General features: G+C 35.1%; 11 protein-coding genes. 4 read left to right on the top strand and 7 right to left on the bottom strand.

Annotated features, from left to right (window positions below; all coding sequences use genetic code 11):
• Positions 1 to 17 precede the first annotated feature (17 nt).
• From ABS764_RS02915 to ABS764_RS02900, 4 genes are all read right to left on the bottom strand, one after another.
• Positions 18 to 398, bottom strand: a complete 381-nt coding sequence (locus ABS764_RS02915; RefSeq protein WP_408079803.1) for a putative quinol monooxygenase — start codon at positions 396 to 398, stop codon at positions 18 to 20.
• A 5-nt stretch (positions 399 to 403) separates the two neighbouring features.
• Positions 404 to 1,423 carry a VOC family protein gene (locus ABS764_RS02910; protein ID WP_408079801.1) on the bottom strand — a complete coding sequence of 340 codons (1,020 nt, stop codon included), beginning with the start codon at positions 1,421 to 1,423 and terminating at the stop codon, positions 404 to 406.
• A 34-nt stretch (positions 1,424 to 1,457) separates the two neighbouring features.
• Entirely contained in the window at positions 1,458 to 2,315 is an 858-nt protein-coding gene (locus ABS764_RS02905) for an SDR family oxidoreductase (protein WP_408079799.1), read from the bottom strand.
• A gap of 164 nt (positions 2,316 to 2,479) precedes the next feature.
• Positions 2,480 to 3,058, bottom strand: a complete 579-nt coding sequence (locus tag ABS764_RS02900) for a Crp/Fnr family transcriptional regulator (protein WP_408079797.1) — start codon at positions 3,056 to 3,058, stop codon at positions 2,480 to 2,482.
• A gap of 155 nt (positions 3,059 to 3,213) precedes the next feature.
• Here ABS764_RS02900 and ABS764_RS02895 point away from each other — a divergent pair, with 155 nt between their 5' ends.
• The 4 genes from ABS764_RS02895 (at position 3,214) to ABS764_RS02880 (ending at position 15,678) form a co-directional block, all read left to right on the top strand.
• Positions 3,214 to 6,879, top strand: a complete 3,666-nt coding sequence (locus ABS764_RS02895; RefSeq protein WP_408079795.1) for a hybrid sensor histidine kinase/response regulator transcription factor — start codon at positions 3,214 to 3,216, stop codon at positions 6,877 to 6,879.
• Positions 6,880 to 7,072: 193 nt separating this feature from the next.
• Positions 7,073 to 10,054, top strand: a complete 2,982-nt coding sequence (locus ABS764_RS02890) for a glycoside hydrolase family 2 protein (RefSeq protein ID WP_408079793.1) — start codon at positions 7,073 to 7,075, stop codon at positions 10,052 to 10,054.
• A 356-nt stretch (positions 10,055 to 10,410) separates the two neighbouring features.
• The gene (locus ABS764_RS02885; RefSeq protein WP_408079791.1) at positions 10,411 to 15,057 is read left to right on the top strand and encodes a rhamnogalacturonan lyase family protein; all 4,647 of its coding nucleotides are present in this window, start codon (positions 10,411 to 10,413) and stop codon (positions 15,055 to 15,057) included.
• A gap of 276 nt (positions 15,058 to 15,333) precedes the next feature.
• A complete protein-coding gene (locus tag ABS764_RS02880; protein WP_408079789.1) occupies positions 15,334 to 15,678 on the top strand; it encodes a hypothetical protein in 345 nt (114 codons plus the stop codon).
• Here the strand turns inward: ABS764_RS02880 and ABS764_RS02875 are convergent.
• The 3 genes from ABS764_RS02875 to ABS764_RS02865 all read right to left on the bottom strand — a co-directional run bounded on the left by ABS764_RS02875 (position 15,675) and on the right by ABS764_RS02865 (position 18,331).
• Positions 15,675 to 16,655 carry a LuxE/PaaK family acyltransferase gene (locus tag ABS764_RS02875; RefSeq protein ID WP_408080736.1) on the bottom strand — a complete coding sequence of 327 codons (981 nt, stop codon included), beginning with the start codon at positions 16,653 to 16,655 and terminating at the stop codon, positions 15,675 to 15,677. The two genes, ABS764_RS02880 and ABS764_RS02875, sit on opposite strands and share 4 nt — an antisense overlap.
• Before the next feature lie 102 nt (positions 16,656 to 16,757).
• The gene (locus ABS764_RS02870; protein ID WP_408079787.1) at positions 16,758 to 17,096 is read right to left on the bottom strand and encodes a T9SS type A sorting domain-containing protein; all 339 of its coding nucleotides are present in this window, start codon (positions 17,094 to 17,096) and stop codon (positions 16,758 to 16,760) included.
• A gap of 101 nt (positions 17,097 to 17,197) precedes the next feature.
• Positions 17,198 to 18,331, bottom strand: coding sequence for a hypothetical protein (locus ABS764_RS02865; protein ID WP_408079785.1), 1,134 nt, complete (start codon positions 18,329 to 18,331; stop codon positions 17,198 to 17,200).
• Between the last annotated feature and the right edge of the window lie 57 nt (positions 18,332 to 18,388).

Raw genomic sequence — 18,388 nt, 5'->3', positions numbered from 1 at the left:
AGATGTTTCTGTTTTATTTATGATACTTTGTCTCTTGGATCATCAATATGGATTTTCGAAATAGCATAACGAACTCCCTGACGATCGAGTATTTCTACATTTTTTACAACTGTACTTAAAGCGGTTAAAAATGTTTCCGAATTTTCGTGACGTTCGTATGCTTCTTCATCTGCCCATCCTTCGAGGAGATGGAAAGTGTTTTCATCAGTAAGATCCTGTGAAAAGGCATAATAAATACAACCTTCCAATTGATTTGCTGCAATCATTTCAGGTATAACGGCATCAATAAAAGTTTGTCTGTCGGTTGGATGAACTCTGTAATAAGCGCTCACTGTAATTGTTGTTGGTTGGGTCTTGTCATGACTTGTCGAAGTCCTGTTTTGCAAAATCTTTTTCATACTATTTATTTTTTATTGTCAACAAAAACATATAAGCGACTTACTTTTCCATTTTCGAAAATGAAAAGATCCATTCCTGTTGTAGCATCAGGTTTCTCAGACGGACCATTTTGCCAATAAAGTCGTGCTATATTATGATTGAAATCAATAGCTTTGATATGGGAAAATCTGGAATTTGGATTTTTTTTGTGTAAGCCATCAATAAATCCGTTAATCTCAGAATGACCTTTTGCAATGAGATGAGTATCTATCATTTCGATAGTATCAGTATAGACTTCATTCATTAAAGACTCACGTTTTTTCACGTCTTTTTCATTCCATATAGTAAGATGCGTTTCGACTAAAGAATGAATAGCTGATTCCGATAAAATATCCTGATGGTTTTCAGGTACATTTGATTTTCCAAGAGGATTTTTAGGCGACCATAAAAGTGTAGTAGGTTTGTTTTTTTCATAACCTTTACCATTTGGGTAGGATACTAATTCCAATTTAGAACCCCAGGGTGTTAAAAAATATACCCAGCTTTCTCCTTCGGTGTCACCCGATGGCATTAGAAATGGTTCGCCAAGGAATTGAACGCCTTTGCTTTTTAAATAATCTACACTTTGCTTAATATCATCGATATAAAATGCAATATGACTTGCTCCGATATCATCACCCCCGGGATGTTTTGTACTTCCTTTATTATCTTTATATTCGAATAATTCAATGTTAGCACCCGTTCCTGCCTGAATCATTTTTATGGTGACCGGACCTGTAGCTGCTTGCATATGATTTGTTTTTTTCCAGGCATCATCTAACGGAATTGGTCCAAGTGTAGTGACTGGCGAAAAACCCAGTACATCGGTAAAAAAACCTATTGCCTGATTCATGTCTGGGACATTTATTCCTACGTGGTCAATACCAATTATATTAGCTTTTTTTTGAGCCTCTGCTTTTTCAGAGGCTGAAAAGAATAACACTAAATTCATTAAGGCAATGGCAGAGTTTTGTAATTTTTGATTTGTTTTATTATTTGTTTTCATGATCTAATTGTATTTAAATTATTTATTAATTGAATTAATTACTGTATGCAGCTAACCATTTTGCTTTAATTCTGGCACGTGCTTCAATAAATTCTTTATCAGTTCCCTGAGCAATTGCATCAAGTGGAAAACGGAGTGGTCGTTCTCCTTTTTTCATGCTAACCAATTCTAGTATTCCATCAGCAATAGTTTGCGGATTCATATCAAACTGAGCCATTTTACCAAAAAGTGCAGCTCCTAAAGCATTAAATTTTGCTGTAGCCACATTACCATATTGTTCCAGGATTTCCTGTTTGTCAGCATGAATACCGGCTTTAGAACCATTGTTCATTTCAGTTGGGTATACACCAGGCTGAATACTTACGTTTTCAATTCCGTAATCAGCAAGTTCATCCTGTAAACCTTCGGTAATGCTTTCTACCACTAATTTTGAAGAAATGTAAGGAATCATAAAAGGGAGTGTATGACCGCTTGCACCAGTAGTAATGTTGATGATAAGTCCATTTTTTTCTTTTCTCATGGAAGGAAGAACAGCCTGATAAGTACGAAGTACTCCGTAAACATTTACATCAAACATTTTACTTATCTGATCGATTGAATATCCTTCTAATAGACCAAATCCACTTACGGCAGCATTGTTGATTAGTACATCCATTTTACCGTATTTATTAATTACTTTTTCGAAGGCCAATTTTACCGAAGAATCATTTGTAATATCAATATCTACTACTTCAATGTTTGAGAGTTGAGAAAGTTCTTTTGCTGCATCGGCATTTTTATCTTTGGTATTGCGCATTCCTGCAATTACTGAATGACCTGCATTAGCTAATGTTATAGCTGTAAGTTTACCAAAGCCTGTACTTGTACCTGTAATGAAAATTGTTTTTGACATGATTTCTAATTTTTATAATGTTATTATTGTTTCTTTTGAACATTACAAAGTTGCGTAGAATGCAAAACCTGGGCATTGATTAGAAATAAGTAAAAACTTGATCTATATCAAGAGTTTTGAAAAAGGCATAAAAAAAGGAGCTGAAAAGCTCCTTTATGTATAGATTATTTTTTTGCTGTTTGTTTCCTGATACGGCTTAATGTTTCCGGTGTCATTCCCAGATAAGATGCAATCATGGTTTGAGGAATCCTTGAAGCAAATCCAGGATATTTAGATATAAAATTAAGATACTTTTCTTCTGCTGTAAAACTAAGCGAAGCCTGAATTCGGTTTTGAGCTGCAATAAAACTTTTTTGCAATATAGCATTTACCATATTATTGAAGGCTGGAATCTCTTTGCACAAAAACTCAAAATTGTCATGTGTAAATAATACTAATTCGCTGTCTTCAATAGCGTCTATATTAAAGCGGGATGGCTGTTGAAACATAAGGCTTTCCCTGTCTCCTGTCCACCAGTTTTCGATGCTAAAACTATTTACATGTTCAGTTCCTTTTTCATCAACGGAATAAGTGCGCAAACAGCCGCGTGTAATAAAAGCATCATATTTCCAGATATCACCTTCCTGAAGGAGATATTGTCTTTTACGCAGTTTTTTTATAATTGCAAATGATTGTATCAGTTCTGATTCTGCTTTTGTCAGCGTCGTTTTTTCGTCAAGATATTTTTGGAAAATTTCATACATAGGTTGTAAAATTATATAAAAGTTCCTGAATTATAAATAGGATTATTCTAAAAACACTAAAACCTGATAGCAATATGTTATCAGGTTTTTTTGGTTTATTAAAGATGTTGTCTATTTTTGGATTTTAATAACAGGAATTTATTTGCTTGAATTGTATGAAAAACAAACTGGTTTTTTCTTATGTCATTTCTTTTTTTATGCTTTTTCTGTTGTTAAACTCATCAGTAAAAGCACAAAATCTCTTTTTTGAAAAAATTACCGGCAGGGAAGTCAATCCTGTAACGCAAATTCATGGTATTGCTAAAGATTCTGTAGGTTACATCTGGATTGGGAGCTGGAATGGTGTTTATCGCTATGATGGTAAAACATTTGACTTTTTTTATCACATTCCTAATGATAAAACCTCACTGCCTAATAATAGGATTCGCAATATTATTTCAGATCAAAAACGGGGACTTTGGTTTCTGACATTTGATAATAAATATGTCAAATTTGATTATCAGCAAAATACTTTTAAAGTAATTGCTGATGATAAAGTACCTGAAATTTTAGTTAAAAAACTAAGCAGTAATGCCAATCAGCTCCATAGAAATCGAATTGTAAACGGAAAGAGCTATTTTTTATCCTTACACCAGTTTACGTCTCAGGATGTCAAAACCGGCGAGAAATATGTTTATAAAGCTAATATCAATCATCCGGGACAGTTAGTAGATGATTATATTACCGATTTTTTTATAGATAATCAAAATACAATCTGGCTGGGTACCAGAGGCGGAGATGTTTACAAGGCAAATCCGAACCGGAATCCTTTCGAATTGCATTACAGTTTTAGAAAAGACAGTGGAAACTCTAAATTTTCTATTGTCAAAGCAGTATTAAAAGTAGCAGGAAAGATCTGGTTAGGAACTGATGATGGAATTTTAATTTACAATAAGGAAGAGCTTGATAACAGCCATCCTTTTTATAAATCGGGCAGCCGGATAAAATTTGTACGTACTTTATTAAAAGATGATAAAGGAGGAATCTGGATAGGAGGAATCAACGGATTAGAATATTACGATCCAAAAACCAACCGTTGTAAATGGATTATTAATAAAGATTTATGTCCGGATCTGAGCACTTGGTCTGTGTATGCGCTGGAGGCATCAGGAAGTAATTATCTATGGGTTGGACTTTATAATGGTATTGCCCGGGTACATTTAACAAGTAAGGCTATTGATTTTATTGACCTGACAGATAAAATCAATAATCACAGTGTCATGGATATTTTATCGGTTGATGATCGTCAACTCTGGCTGGCTACAGAGGGAAATGGAGTGATCCTGCTGAAAATAGATAGTAAAGGGAAAGTATATGACGAAATACAATTGAATACTTTTCAGAAGAATGTTAAAAACACTATTTCAGGCAATATTATTTATGCTTTACATCAGGATAAAAACCGAAACATATGGGTGGGTACCAGTGAGGGGCTGAATAAAATAGATGTTAGAAGCAATCCGATGCGAATTGAGAAAGTACAACTGCACTCGGAAACACCTAATTCTTATATTTCTTCTATTACAGATGATGCAAAAGGAAATTTGTGGATTGCTCATAAAAAGGGAATTTCAATGGTTGATCTGGTTTCGAATAAAATTTCTAATTTTCATAAAGAAGATCAGTTTGGCTCATGGACTTTTTCTGAAAGAGCTTTTTATAAGGATACGGTAAATCAGAAAATATATTTTGGTGATAAAAATGGTTATCTGGCATTTAATCCGTCGGAAATAAAAACCGTTGTAACTAATAATAAACTCATTTTTAAAACCCTGTATCTCTCGGATGAGAAAGTGATTCCGATGGATACTGTAAAAGGAAGAGATGTTTTAACTAAGGATTTGTCGCAAACGGAATTTATTCAGCTCGAATATGAAAATCGAAATTTTGCAATTGAATTAGCTTCTTTAAATTACAATCGTACCAATAAAGAGGTTTATGAATATATTTTAGAAGGGTATGATGATAAATGGATTAAGACCACAAATAGTAAAATAACGTATAATAAAGTACCTCCGGGAACTTATGTTTTTAAAGCCCGCCTGCTGTCGTCTGATAATACAAAGTCACCGCTCAGAGCATTAAAAATACACGTTGAGGCTCCATGGTATGATACCTGGCTGGCCAGAATTTTATTTTCAGTTTTGATAATTGGTATTGTTTACTGGATTATCAAAGGAATATTGTACCGTGAACGGTTAAAAAACGAAATTAAATCCGAACGGCTAAATGCCGAAAAACAACAAGAATTAAACAGAGAAAAGCTGGAATTCTTTACTAATATTTCCCATGATTTAAAAACACCGTTGACACTGATAGTTGATCCTTTAAAACGTATTCAGGACAATACATTGGCTCCCGGAGATAAGGAAGTTTATTTTTCAATTGTCAATAGAAATATCAGTTATCTGAGTAAGCTGATAGCTCAGATTTTGGATTTTAGAAAATCCGAAACCGGAAAATTAAAAAGCAATCCTACGGTTCAGGATTTTAATGTGTTCATAGAAAGCTGTTACAATACGTTCAAATTTATTTCGACAAAGCGAAATATTGCGCTGCAATTGCATACTTCCGAAGAAACATTGCCTTGTTATCTGGATTTTGAAAAAACAGAGCAAATTATTACCAATATTGTTTCCAATGCATTTAAATACACACCTGATGGCGGAAAAGTAACTATTTCGGTAACGCATAATACCGTCGCATCGGGTATTGATATTGTAATTGAAGACAATGGTATCGGAATCGAGGAATCGGAGTTGGAGAAAATTTTCGAGCCTTTTAATAATGTAGGACCAAGTCCGTATTATGGGTATTCATCGGGTATTGGTTTGTCGCTAACCAGAAATCTGGTGCACTTTTTAAATGGAACTATAAACATTAAGAGTGTGTTGAATAAAGGGACAAAAGTATTTATCAGCTTACCATTTGTTGCTGCCGCATCAGAGGATGTAGTAGAGCTCGTTCCTGAAAAAACTTTTTTTGAAGATAACTATCCGGTTCAGCCAATTGATGAGCAGCCTTTTGAAGGCGCTAAGCCCACCCTTTTGATTGTGGAAGATAATCCTGATATTCAAACCTATTTGAATAAAGAATTAAGTAAGGATTATATTGTATTTCAGGAGTATGATGGTAAAAAAGGACTAGAAACAGCCATTAAACAAATTCCGGATATTATAGTTTCCGATATTATGATGCCCGAAATGGAAGGTACAGAGCTTTGTAAGGCATTAAAAAGTGATGAAAATACCTGTCACGTTCCGATTATTTTGTTAACGGCTAAAGGAGCCGACGAAAGCAAAATAGAAGCCTATCATTTAGGTGCCGAAGCTTATGTGATGAAGCCTTTTAATGTGGAGGTGTTAAGGGCTCAAATTAAAAGTGTTTTAGAAAACAGAATCATCCTGCAGAAAAAAATGGCCGGTATTGCAACTATTGAGCAATTGCAGGAAGAAATGCCCAATCAGGATAATGAATTTTTGGAAAAAATAATTCATCTGATTCATCTGAATATGGAAGATGTCGAATTCAATTCGGAAGAATTGGCCAAACTGCTCCATATCAGTTCCAGACAATTGTATCGAAAATTAAAGGGGATATCCGGAAATACCGTGCATGAATTTATTACAAAAGTAAAGATGAATCAGGCCGAAGAATTACTCCGGAATTCCGATTTGAATATTTCGCAAATTGCTTATAAGTTAGGTTTTTCGGAACCGTCTAACTTCTCGCGTACTTTCTCCAAGTATTTTGGCTGTAGTCCTTCGCAGTATGGGAAATAGTTTTTTAAATTTATTAAAATCAATTGTTTAAGCTGTTTTTGTTGTTGGGTATCCAATAGAGATATGGCAAAATATGATATAAATTGGCAGTATTTGATACTTATAAAAATAACTTTAAGACTAAATTTGTTTTTTCTCTTCTGCGATTTTTTAGCAGAAGTCTTTAAGGATTACTAACTTTAGATAAATTAAAATGAGCAGGAAATTATTGTATTGTAAAATCAGTTTATTATTGTTATTTACGAGTAGCATTTTTGCCCAAGAAGTGGATGAAGGGGTAAAATACAATTTCAATTACGAGTGGAAACTAAATGTGGGGGATGTGGATGCCAAAAATCAAGATTATAATGATAAGGACTGGAAGAGAGTTAATCTGCCTTATGCCTGGAATCAGGAAGAAGCTTTTAAAGTAGATATTACGAGTTTGTCTACAGGTATTGCCTGGTATCGCAAGACATTTCAGCTTCCTGCAGAAGCAAAAAATCAAAAGGTTTTTATCGAGTTTGAAGGTGTTCGCCAAATGGGAGAAGTTTATGTAAACGGAAATTTTGTGGGACGTCATGAAAATGGTGCTATGGCTTTTGGTTTCGATATTACCTCTTTCTTAAATCCGTATCCAAAAGAAAATGTGATCGCAGTAAAGACAGATAATGATTGGAAATACAGAGAAAAATCATCCAACTCACCTTATCAATGGAATGATAAAAATTTTAATGCTAATTACGGAGGTATTCCAAAAAACGTATTCTTACATATAAAATCAAAAGTGTACCAGACCTTGCCTTTATTTTCCGGTTTAGGTACAACCGGAACCTATGTTTATGCAAGTAATTTTGACATTGAAAATAAGAAAGCGACAATCAATATTTCTTCTCAGGTTAAAAATGAAAATGCATCATCTGTAAAAGCACAGCTTAAAGTTAATGTTGCCGATATGGATGGGAAGATTGTAGCCACTTTTACAGGAGAAACTATTACAATTGCTCCCAATGCGGTACAGGATTTAAAAGCATCTAAAGCATTAACTGGTTTAAATTTCTGGAGTTGGGGTTACGGGTATTTATATAATGTAAAAAGCGAATTAATAGTAGATAACAAAGTAGTTGATAACGTAACTATTCGTACCGGATTCCGTAAAACAAAGTTTGAAAAAGGGAAAATATGGCTCAATGACCGTGTGATTATGATGCATGGTTATGCTCAGCGTACCAGTAATGAATGGCCCTCTTTAGGAATGTCTGTTCCTGCGTGGATGAGTGATTACAGCAACAGTCTGATGATTAAAAGCAACGGAAATCTGGTGCGATGGATGCACATTACTCCATGGAAACAGGATGTAGAATCTTGTGACAGAGTAGGTTTAATCCAGGCAATGCCGGCTGGAGATTCTGAAAAGGATGTAACCGGCAGAAGATGGAAACAACGTACTGAATTGATGCGTGATGCTATTATTTACAACCGCAACAACCCGAGTATTTTATTCTATGAATCAGGTAACGAAAGTATTTCTGAAGAACATATGGCTGAGATGAAAGCAATTCGGGATACTTATGATCCTTTTGGCGGACGTGCAATAGGGAGCCGGGAAATGCTGGATAGTCAGGTGGCAGAATATGGAGGAGAAATGCTGTATATTAATAAAAGTGCCAGGCTTCCGTTTTGGGCTACTGAATACAGCAGGGATGAAGGTCTCCGTAAATACTGGGATGAATTCACGCCACCATTTCATAAAGAAGGAACAGGAGGGACTAATCATACTAATGTAAATGGTAGTAAAGTAGCTGATGCAAGTCCTTATAATCATAATCAGGATGCTCATGCTATTGAAAGTGTAACGCGTTGGTACGACTACTGGGAAGCACGACCGGGTACCGGAAACAGAGTGAGTTCTGGAGGTGTAAATATTATTTTCTCCGATAGTAATACTCATTTTAGAGGAGCTGAAAATTACAGAAGAAGTGGTGAAGTAGATCCGATACGAATTCCTAAAGATGGTTTTTTTGCTCATCAGGTAATCTGGGACGGATGGGTAGATACTGAGAATCCCGCTGCTCATATTATTGGACATTGGAATTATGATACTAATATTACTAAAAATATCACTGTAGTTTCTACGGCAGATAATGTGGAATTGTTTGTGAATAATAAAAGCCTTGGGAAAGGTGCCAGAACTAAGAATTTCCTTTTTACTTTTAAAAATGTAAAATTTGAAGCCGGGAATATAAAAGCGGTAGGCTACGATCAGAAAGGTAAAAAAGTCTGTGAAGATGTGATTTATACTGCCGGAAAACCTGCTGCGGTTAAATTAAGTCCGATAACAAGACCAGGAGGAACTCTGGCTGACGGAAGTGATATAGCTATTGTTGAAGTTGAAGTGGTAGATGATAAAGGACGTCGCTGTCCCACAGCCTTAAACATGATTGATTTTGATGTTCAGGGTCAGGGAACATTTATCGGAGGGATTGCTCAGGGACCGGATAATTATATTGGGTCTAAAAATCTTCCTGTAGAATGTGGTGTGAACCGGATTATGATTAGAACAAGCAATAAAGAAGGAGAAATTAAAATAAAAGCTACTTCAGCTGATCTTAAAACAGGCGAATTAGTTATAAAAACCATTGCTGTTGAGAATTCAAAGTTAACTAAGAGATTACCTGATGCTAATTTGCCTTCTTATTTAGAAAAAGGTCCAACACCTTTGACTCCTTCATTTAAAAAAACAAGAACTCCAATTGCAATTGTTGGAGTAAAAACAACTTCTAACCAAGCCGATGCAGCTAAAAGTTATGATGATAATGAATTAACAGAATGGTCAAACGATAAAGAAGGTAATCCAAGAATTGAATACGAACTAGAGCGAAAAGCTACGATTAATCAGGTAGTGTTAAAACTTTCCGGATGGAGAAGTAAAAGATATCCAATCCGAATTTTTTCGGATGATAAGGAAATTTATAATGGTACGACTCCTACAAGCTTAGGATATGTCACTTTAGACTGTAAAGCGGTTAAAGGAGAAAAAATAAGAATCGAGCTTGCGGGTATAACAAAAGATGATGGTGATATGAATATTGTAGAAATCACAGGAAAAGTTGATCAGGCCGGATTGAAAGCCGGTGATAAAGCAAATGGTCAATTAAAAATAGTGGAAGTTGAATTTTATGAAGCGGTTAATTAGTTCGTTTTTTTAGCGAAATGAAAACAGAAGTTTATAATTTGTTATAAATGGTTTAGTCAATTTTTTTTGAAAAGTCTATCGAAATTTTTTTAAATGGAGATAGACTTTTTTTAATTGTTTACAGTATACTACTGCTTTATGGATTCAGGAAGTGCCCGAATTTGCTAAATCTTTTTACAAGTGTTTTTGTTTTTTTAGAAGAATTGAACATTATAATTTGGATAATTGATGTTTTTAAATTGATTACGTTCACAAATAGTTTTGGCAGGTTTTGATAACTATTGGCAATTATTGATACGTTGATAAGCCTATGTAATATCTAAGTTTGTTTTATTATTAACCAACCAAAATTATTTATGAATAGAAAATTACTCAAAAACAATCTTCTATGGGGGATTGTTATCGTCTTCTTTTTAGGGACTTTTAATGATGCGATAGCTCAGAATTATTCCTGGGTGGGCGCAGCTTCTTCTGATTTTTCAACTTTTGAAAATTGGAATCCTGTACCATCGGCTTTTACTGCTTCTGATGTGTTTACTATTACTGCTACAGCTAATAATGACAGTCAGATAACCAATTCGGCTGCTATTAATTGCAGGCAGATTACCATAGGTAAAGGGGTAACTTTTAATGTGACCCAAAATATCACGACACCAAGTGCGGCTACTACTTCGGTTAATGGAACATTAAATATTAATACAGCTACAGTTAATAGTGCGAAATTTTATGTTGGAAATTCATCAGCCTCGCCTGGTATTGTAAATGTGAATGCAGGTGCTAATTTAATTGGAAATAACGTATGGAGATTAGGTCTTGCTTCCTCAGGTACAATTAATATTAACGGGGGTACATTGACTTTAGGTTCTGCAGGAAGTTTAACCTTAGGTTATAGTAGCAATAGTACAGGTGTTATCAATATTAATTCAGGAACGTTAAATGTAAATTATACTTCTTTTTCATCATTATCCATCAATACTACCGGTTCTGTTACAATTGATGCCGGAAGTATGCGGATTCCTGGTGATCAAACAATGGCGGTTCAGGCGTTGGTTGATGCTAATAAGATAAAAGCATCGGGAATGGCGCTGGCAGCAGGAAAACCAATTTCAGGTAAATATGATTCCGAAACCAATACTACCACAGTTATTGCTGGTACATTTATAAATAATCCTCCTATAGCGGTTGCAGATGCATTTACAGTAGCTCTCAATGGAACGGCAACGAGTTTAGACAATGGACAAACATCTGTATTGGCTAATGATAACGATATTGAGAATAATGTTTTAAGCGCTGTTTTAGTTAATAGTCCGGTTAATGGAACTTTAATTTTAAATTCGGATGGAACCTTTAGTTATGTTCATAATGGATCTGATACAATAACAGATAGTTTTTCTTATAGAGCCAATGATGGAACATCTGATAGTAATATAGTGAATGTTACTATTACAATATCTCATATTCCAAGTCCAAATGGTTTAAGTTACAGTACACCAAATATATTTACAAAAGGTATATTCAAAGCATTAAATCCGACAGTAAGCGGAGGAGCGGTTGCTTCCTACAGCGTTAGTCCAAATTTGCCGGCAGGTATAAGTCTGAATACTAAAACAGGAATTATTAGCGGAACTCCAAGAAGTGTTTCGGCTGAAAATGAGTACACGATTACTGCTACTAATATAGCAGGCAGTACTACTGCTAAAATAGCTATTGCTGTAAATGATTATCCGGGTGGTTCAATGCCACGACCAATGGAATTTCTGGATAGAGGTTTAGTAGCTCTGGGAATTAAAAATGGTGTTTTTCTTTCCTGGAGAATGGTGGGTAGCGATAACCCGGATGTAGGTTTCAATTTATACAAAAACGGCGCAAAACTAAATACAACACCAATTACGTCATCGACAAATTATGTTGATCCTAGTGGACTGGTTTCCGATGTATATAAAGTAGAAGCAATTTCTTCATCAGGGAATCAAACTTCTCCCGAAGTTACTGTATGGCCGTATGCACCTTCTATTGAACCCGGAAAACCAAATGTAGCAAGATTAGAAATTCCTATCCCCGCAGCCCCGGGTCCGGATTATTTTGCAGGAGATATGTCTGTTGGGGATTTAGATGGCGATGGTCAGTATGAGTTGATTTTTGAATGGGAACCTACCACACATCCTGAAAATGCCTATTTAGAAGCGATTGATTTAAAAGGAAATAGTTTGTGGAGAATAAGTTGTGGACCTAATACAACATATAATAGTATTGCTTTTATGGTTTATGATCTGGATGGAGATGGAAAAGCTGAAATAGCTTGTAAAACGGGACCAGGGACCAAAGATGGGTTAGGGAATTATTTAAGTAAAGGTCCTGCAGCAACTGATGATGATGCTATGATTATACCTAGAATTTCGGGACATTTAATGGAAGACCCTTCGTATATGACTGTTTTTAATGGACAAACAGGAGCCGAAATGGCCACAGTAAATTATCCTATTTCTATAGGTTCAAGAGAAGATCACGAAGCGACTTGGGAAGATAATTATGGCAAAAGAGCACAGTCTATAAAATCAGCAGTTTTGTACGACAAGGACAAAGGTCCGTTATTGGTTTTCTGTCGTGGAATATATTCCAGAATTGCTATGGGAGCCTATACCTGGGATGGTAATAATTTAAAACAGGAATGGGAATTTGATAGTGATAAATTAGCTGAACCTGAGAGAACTTTATATAGAGGAGAAGGAAATCATGGTGTAACTGTTGCAGATGTTGATGGTGACGGATCGGATGAATTGATGTATGGTGCCTGCGCGATTGATAATGATGGGAAAGGTCTGTATGCAACCGGAAGAGGTCATGGTGATGCACATGCTGTAGGAGATTTAGATCCGGACAGACCTGGTATGGAATATTTTCAACCTCATGAAAATGCTACTTACGGAGTATCATTTCGTGATGCCGCCACCGGAGAAATTATTTGGGAAATCCTAAGTCCCGCAGATGTAGGAAGAGCATGGGCAGCCGACATTACAGCCGATAATCCGGGTTTTGAAATATCTGTAGTGGGTGATTATATTGATAATGGCAAAGACGATCAAAGTTCTGTATTTGATGTAAAAGGAAATCCTTTAACTTATAATTACAATTCTTATTATCAGCCCGTTTATTTTGATGGTGATATTCAACGCGAATTAAGAAATAATACAGGAATTGATGATGTTAATAATGGAGGCCGACTTTTAACAGCCTGGTATTATGGAGCAAGCACGATACACTCCACTAAACAGGACGCTAATTTAGTAGCAGATATTTTAGGAGACTGGAGAGAAGAATTAGTTTTTGTAAAATCTGATAATAGTGCATTTGTACTTTTTTCATCCTGGATTCCTACAGAGCATAAAGTATATGCTTTGATGCACGACCCAGCCTACAGAATGCAGGTAGCTACTCAAAATATAGGCTACAATCAGCCCGCAAATTTGAGTTACTATTTGCCAAATGGTTCTCCTAAACCTGATATTAGAATTATCGATAATATGCCTCCTGCGGTCTTTGCGGTAAACAGACCAGCAACAGCAAATGCACTCACAAATGCAACGACAGTTACTTATAATGTAACATTTTCAAAAAATGTCACAGGAGTAAATCATAATGCTTTTACGCTTACTGCAACAGGGAATACAGCAGGAACAATCAGCTCTGTCATTTCGGAGAGTCCCATTTCTTATCAGGTAACTGTGAGCGATATTAGTGGAGACGGAACATTACGGTTGGATGTAAAAGCAAGCGGAATTTCTATTGTTGATGAAGCTAATAATAATCTGCAAAGCGGATTTACTTCTGGCGAAATTTATACTTTTGATTTCACCGGCCCAGCTATCATTGCTCCAGCCGATATTACTGTTAGTGCTGATAATGGACGTTGTGAAGCAACAAATGTTGTTTTAGGCAATCCTGAAACCAGTGATGTTAACCATGTTGAAACTCCTGTTAACGATGCTCCAAATACATATCCTACAGGAACAACAATAGTAACCTGGACAGTAAAAGATGGGGTAGGAAACAGCAATACAGCCACTCAAAAAGTAATCGTATTGGATACCCAAAAACCTTTAGTTTCAGAATTATCAGCTGTGTCAGTATGTTATGACGATAATGGTTTTTATTCTATTCCTACATTAAATGCAACAGATAATTGCGGTATCGATTCCATAAGTTATGTTATAACCGGTGCTACTTCGAGAAGTGGAAATAGTAATGATGCCAGTGGAAACTTCAATGTTGGTGTTTCTACTATAACGTGGACCGTAACTGATATTCATGATAATCAGACTGCTGTGAGTAATACAGTTACTGTTAATGCAGCATTAAATGCAACTATTGCTGATGTTTATGCCATTAACAATGCACATGAAAAAAACACTTTATACGTTGGTTATGGACCATCGTCATTAACCATAACAGCAACAACAGATGGTGGTAAAGCGCCTTACACTTACAACTGGAGTAACGGACAATTGTCACAATCAATTATTGTAAATTCGGCAGGAACCTATACCGTAATTATTACTGATGCTCTTGGATGTCAAACTTCGGCTTCAATTGATATTAATGTAATCAATGTACAATGTGGTAATTCAGGAAACAAGGTAATGGTATGTCATAATGGACAGGAAATTTGTGTGAGTTCAAATGCTGTTCAGGCACATTTAAATCATGGATGTAAATTGGGCTCATGTTCGGTAATATCACAAAAACAAGAACTAATAGTTGAGGTTCTAGCCTTCCCTAATCCTACTACAGGAGATTTTACAGTACAACTTAGCGGTTATAAATCATCTAAAGCGACTATTATTATTACAAATATTATAGGGCAATTAGTAATGCAAAAAGAAGTTAGTCTGAAAGATGGAAAACAAGATGTACCATTTAATCTGCCTAATCAGGCAAGAGGTATATATCTTTTAAAAGTACTAAGTGCTGATGGAGAAAATAACTTAAAAGTAGTGCTTGAATAAATAATCATTATTGCAGCAATTTTTCTTTACAAAAGACTGTTCAAAAAGTAATTTTTGACAGTCTTTTTTGTTGGTATATTCTTTTTTTATATTGAATAGAGAAGGAATAATTTAAATTATTCATCAAGTTATAAACCAATTACTGAATGATCCATACATCCCAATAATTCGAAAGAGTCATTGGGATGTATTATTTGATTGAAAAAAATACTTTCTGTCAATAGAGCTGAAATATTGTTTTATTTTGTAAGTTAGTGCTGATGTAAATTATAAACTATGATTGGACTTTTATTTATTTATTGGATTTGGAAATCATTTAGCAATTTAGCGATTGAATACGGAAAAAATAAATGGCTCTATTTTTTTATCGGGATTGGGTCGTATTATGGTGGACAGATGATAGCTGGTTTTTTTGGAGCCATTTTGTTTGGAATTGTGTATGGTTTTGATGCTGTAGCTAATGAAAATTATGACGGTTCCGCCTGGAGTTTGTTTTTTGTTTTTTGTGGAGGTTTAGGATGTTATGGCGTTTATAAATTTTTAGAGAAAAAAGGACAAAAGGAAAGAGAACTAATAAAAAAAGAAGGAGTTGAAAGTATAGGTGTAATAGAAGAAAATTAAAGCACCATCAAATTACAACCGCGAATATCGGAATTATCAAAACGTCCCAATACCTCGAAAGAGTTGTTGGGATATTTTTTGCCCAAATCCTGTGTGGCAATAAAGGAACAGGAATTGATATTAGCGAGATCAATTACGTTAATTCCGCCTGTTTTTCCTTGCGGAATATAAGTCAGAGCATCTTCGGTATCACGAATAAGGACTTGCATCCACGAAGGACATTCGAATACGCCTTCGCCTAAAGAATAGGCTTGAGACAATAGTTCAGTCATGCCGTATTCAGAATGGATTGCCGAAACGCCAAAACCGTCACACAATTGTTCATGAAGCTCTTCACGAATCATTTCTTTGCGTTTGCCTTTCATGCCGCCAGTTTCCATGATGATAGTATTTTGTAATTCAAATTTTTGCTTTTCGATTAAATCTAACAAAGCATAGGTAACACCAATCAGGATTATATTTTGTCCGGATTGGTCTAATTCGATTAATTTTTCAATCAAATCTTCATGATTGTGCAGATAAAAACCACTTTCAGGATGATTAGACAATTTTATCAAATCTTCAACCATATAAATTAATGAAGAACCGTCTCTTTCCAGATAGGAAGGAAGCAAAGCCAGAATGACATAATTTTCGATGTTGCCGTAGAATTCAGAAAATCCTTTGCGGTAACTTTCTTCATAAAGCGTTACATCGGTTACAAGATGCTTGCTGGTAATCATTCCTGTGGTTCCACTACTTGTAAAAGTGGTTTGAATAGGATTGTTGTTAGAAACTACTTGGTGGCTTTTAAAAAATTGGATGGGTAAAAAAGGGATTTGTTGTATCGTTTTTACACGTTGCACATCTGTTTTTAAGAAGTCGCAAAATTCTTTATACACTAAATTATTTTCATATTGAAAACGAAACACTTTTAATGCTATTTTTTCAAATTGCTTTTGGCTCGAAATCGTAAATATATCAGTAGCTGTGATCAAGAATTTTTTTAGCAAAGGTATAAATTAATGTTTTTTCTCAGGTATAAAAAAAGCTTCAATTTGAATTTTGAAGCTTTTATGATTGTTTTCTGAATTTGTATTTTATCTTACAATAAGTTTTCGGGTTGCCGTAGCATTTTGTTCATTTATTTTAATGATATAAACACCCGGAGCCAAATTAGAAATATTCAATTCTTTGGAACTGATTCTGGTTTGAAGTACTTTTTTCCCCAGAAGATCAAAAATAATAATTTCTTTATCGGCATCATTTTTAGTTGTTATGTATACATGACTATCACTTACCGGATTAGGATACAAATTCAAGCCCTCTATTACAGAAGGAGCATTCAGGTTTATTTGTGACTTTGCTGCCTGAGCATTACTGTTCAGGGAGAAAAGAAAAACCATTAAAATGATACTATAAAAGTAGTTTTTTTTCATTAGCTTGATTTTGAGTAGTAAATATACGAAAAATCAAATACTGTACCAAAAAAAATGCCCTCCTGTAAAAGGAAGGCATTTTTAATGTTATTTATTAGGGATTATAGACCCATCCAATCCATCCAGCTTGCTTTTGCAGCACCATTTCCGGCACCGGTTGCAGTAGTTGTAGCATTGAATCCTAAAATCATATTACTTGCAGTAGTTGAATTTACAATTGTTACATTGTTTAATTTATTAGCTGTAAAATAAGTTTGAGAATCAGTTCCGTCAAAGTTGATTCCAAACCCAGATCCAGATTGAGTACTTTTAAAACCAGTGATATACAAGTTTGTGATTGTAGCATGAGTTCCTCTTCTTAACCAGGCACCGGCTTCTTTTGTAACTGCAGGATTATTTCTTCCTATAAGTGTTACATTAGATAATGTTGGGTTAGAAATTGGAGCTAATAAAGCATTGTTTTGATTGTTATCAGCTTCGATTCCACGGCTGTCAGCAGAAAAACCAGTAGCAGAAGATTGATCAGAATATAAATTAGTTACAGTTCCGTTCCATCCTTCTGTCCAGTCAAAAGAATCATCCTGACATCCAATAGCAGCAAGATTTGTTGCATTTACTGATCCTCCAAACCACTCAAATCCGTCATCAGAACCTTGGTAAACTAAGATGTTGTTAACAGTTGTTCCTGAACCTACAGCATAAAAAGTAACACCATTAAATTCAGCATCATCATTGATTAAGTTACCTGAATATTCAACGATAATATGAGAAAGAACCCCTGAATTATCAGCTGGGTTTGTTCCTCCATAAGTTAAACCTGTAACTTCTGCAGTAACGTTTGTTCCCAGGTTTGTAACTGCATTTCCACAAATTACTAATCCTCCCCAGTCCTGTGGTGCAGGAGATGCTGCGTTTGATGTAAAAACAATCGGTTTAGCTGCAGTACCCTGAGCTATTATTTTAGCTCCTTTTTCAATTCCTAAAAATGCAACTTCTTCAAATTGGCTATCTGCTTCAATTCTTGTTCCTGCAGGAATAGTTAAAGTTACACCTGATTTAACATAAGTAGCACCTTTTAATGTATAAAGTGTCTCAGCGTTTAATGTCATATTTTCTGTAATGTTTCCAGATAAAACTCCTGTTTCCGGAACTTCAGGACCATTATTGTTATCGTCATTTGAACAACCTGTAACAATTGCACCTAAAATAGCTAGAGTCAATACTAATTTTTTCATCTTCTTAATGTGATTTTTTTGTTTATATTTAGTACTGCAAATATGGACTGAATTACT

It is taken from the genome of Flavobacterium plantiphilum (assembly GCF_046000495.1).
In the GTDB taxonomy this organism is placed as follows: domain Bacteria; phylum Bacteroidota; class Bacteroidia; order Flavobacteriales; family Flavobacteriaceae; genus Flavobacterium; species Flavobacterium plantiphilum.
The sequence above is the reverse complement of the archived record's forward strand: the minus strand, read 5'-3'. Positions and strand labels throughout refer to the sequence as shown.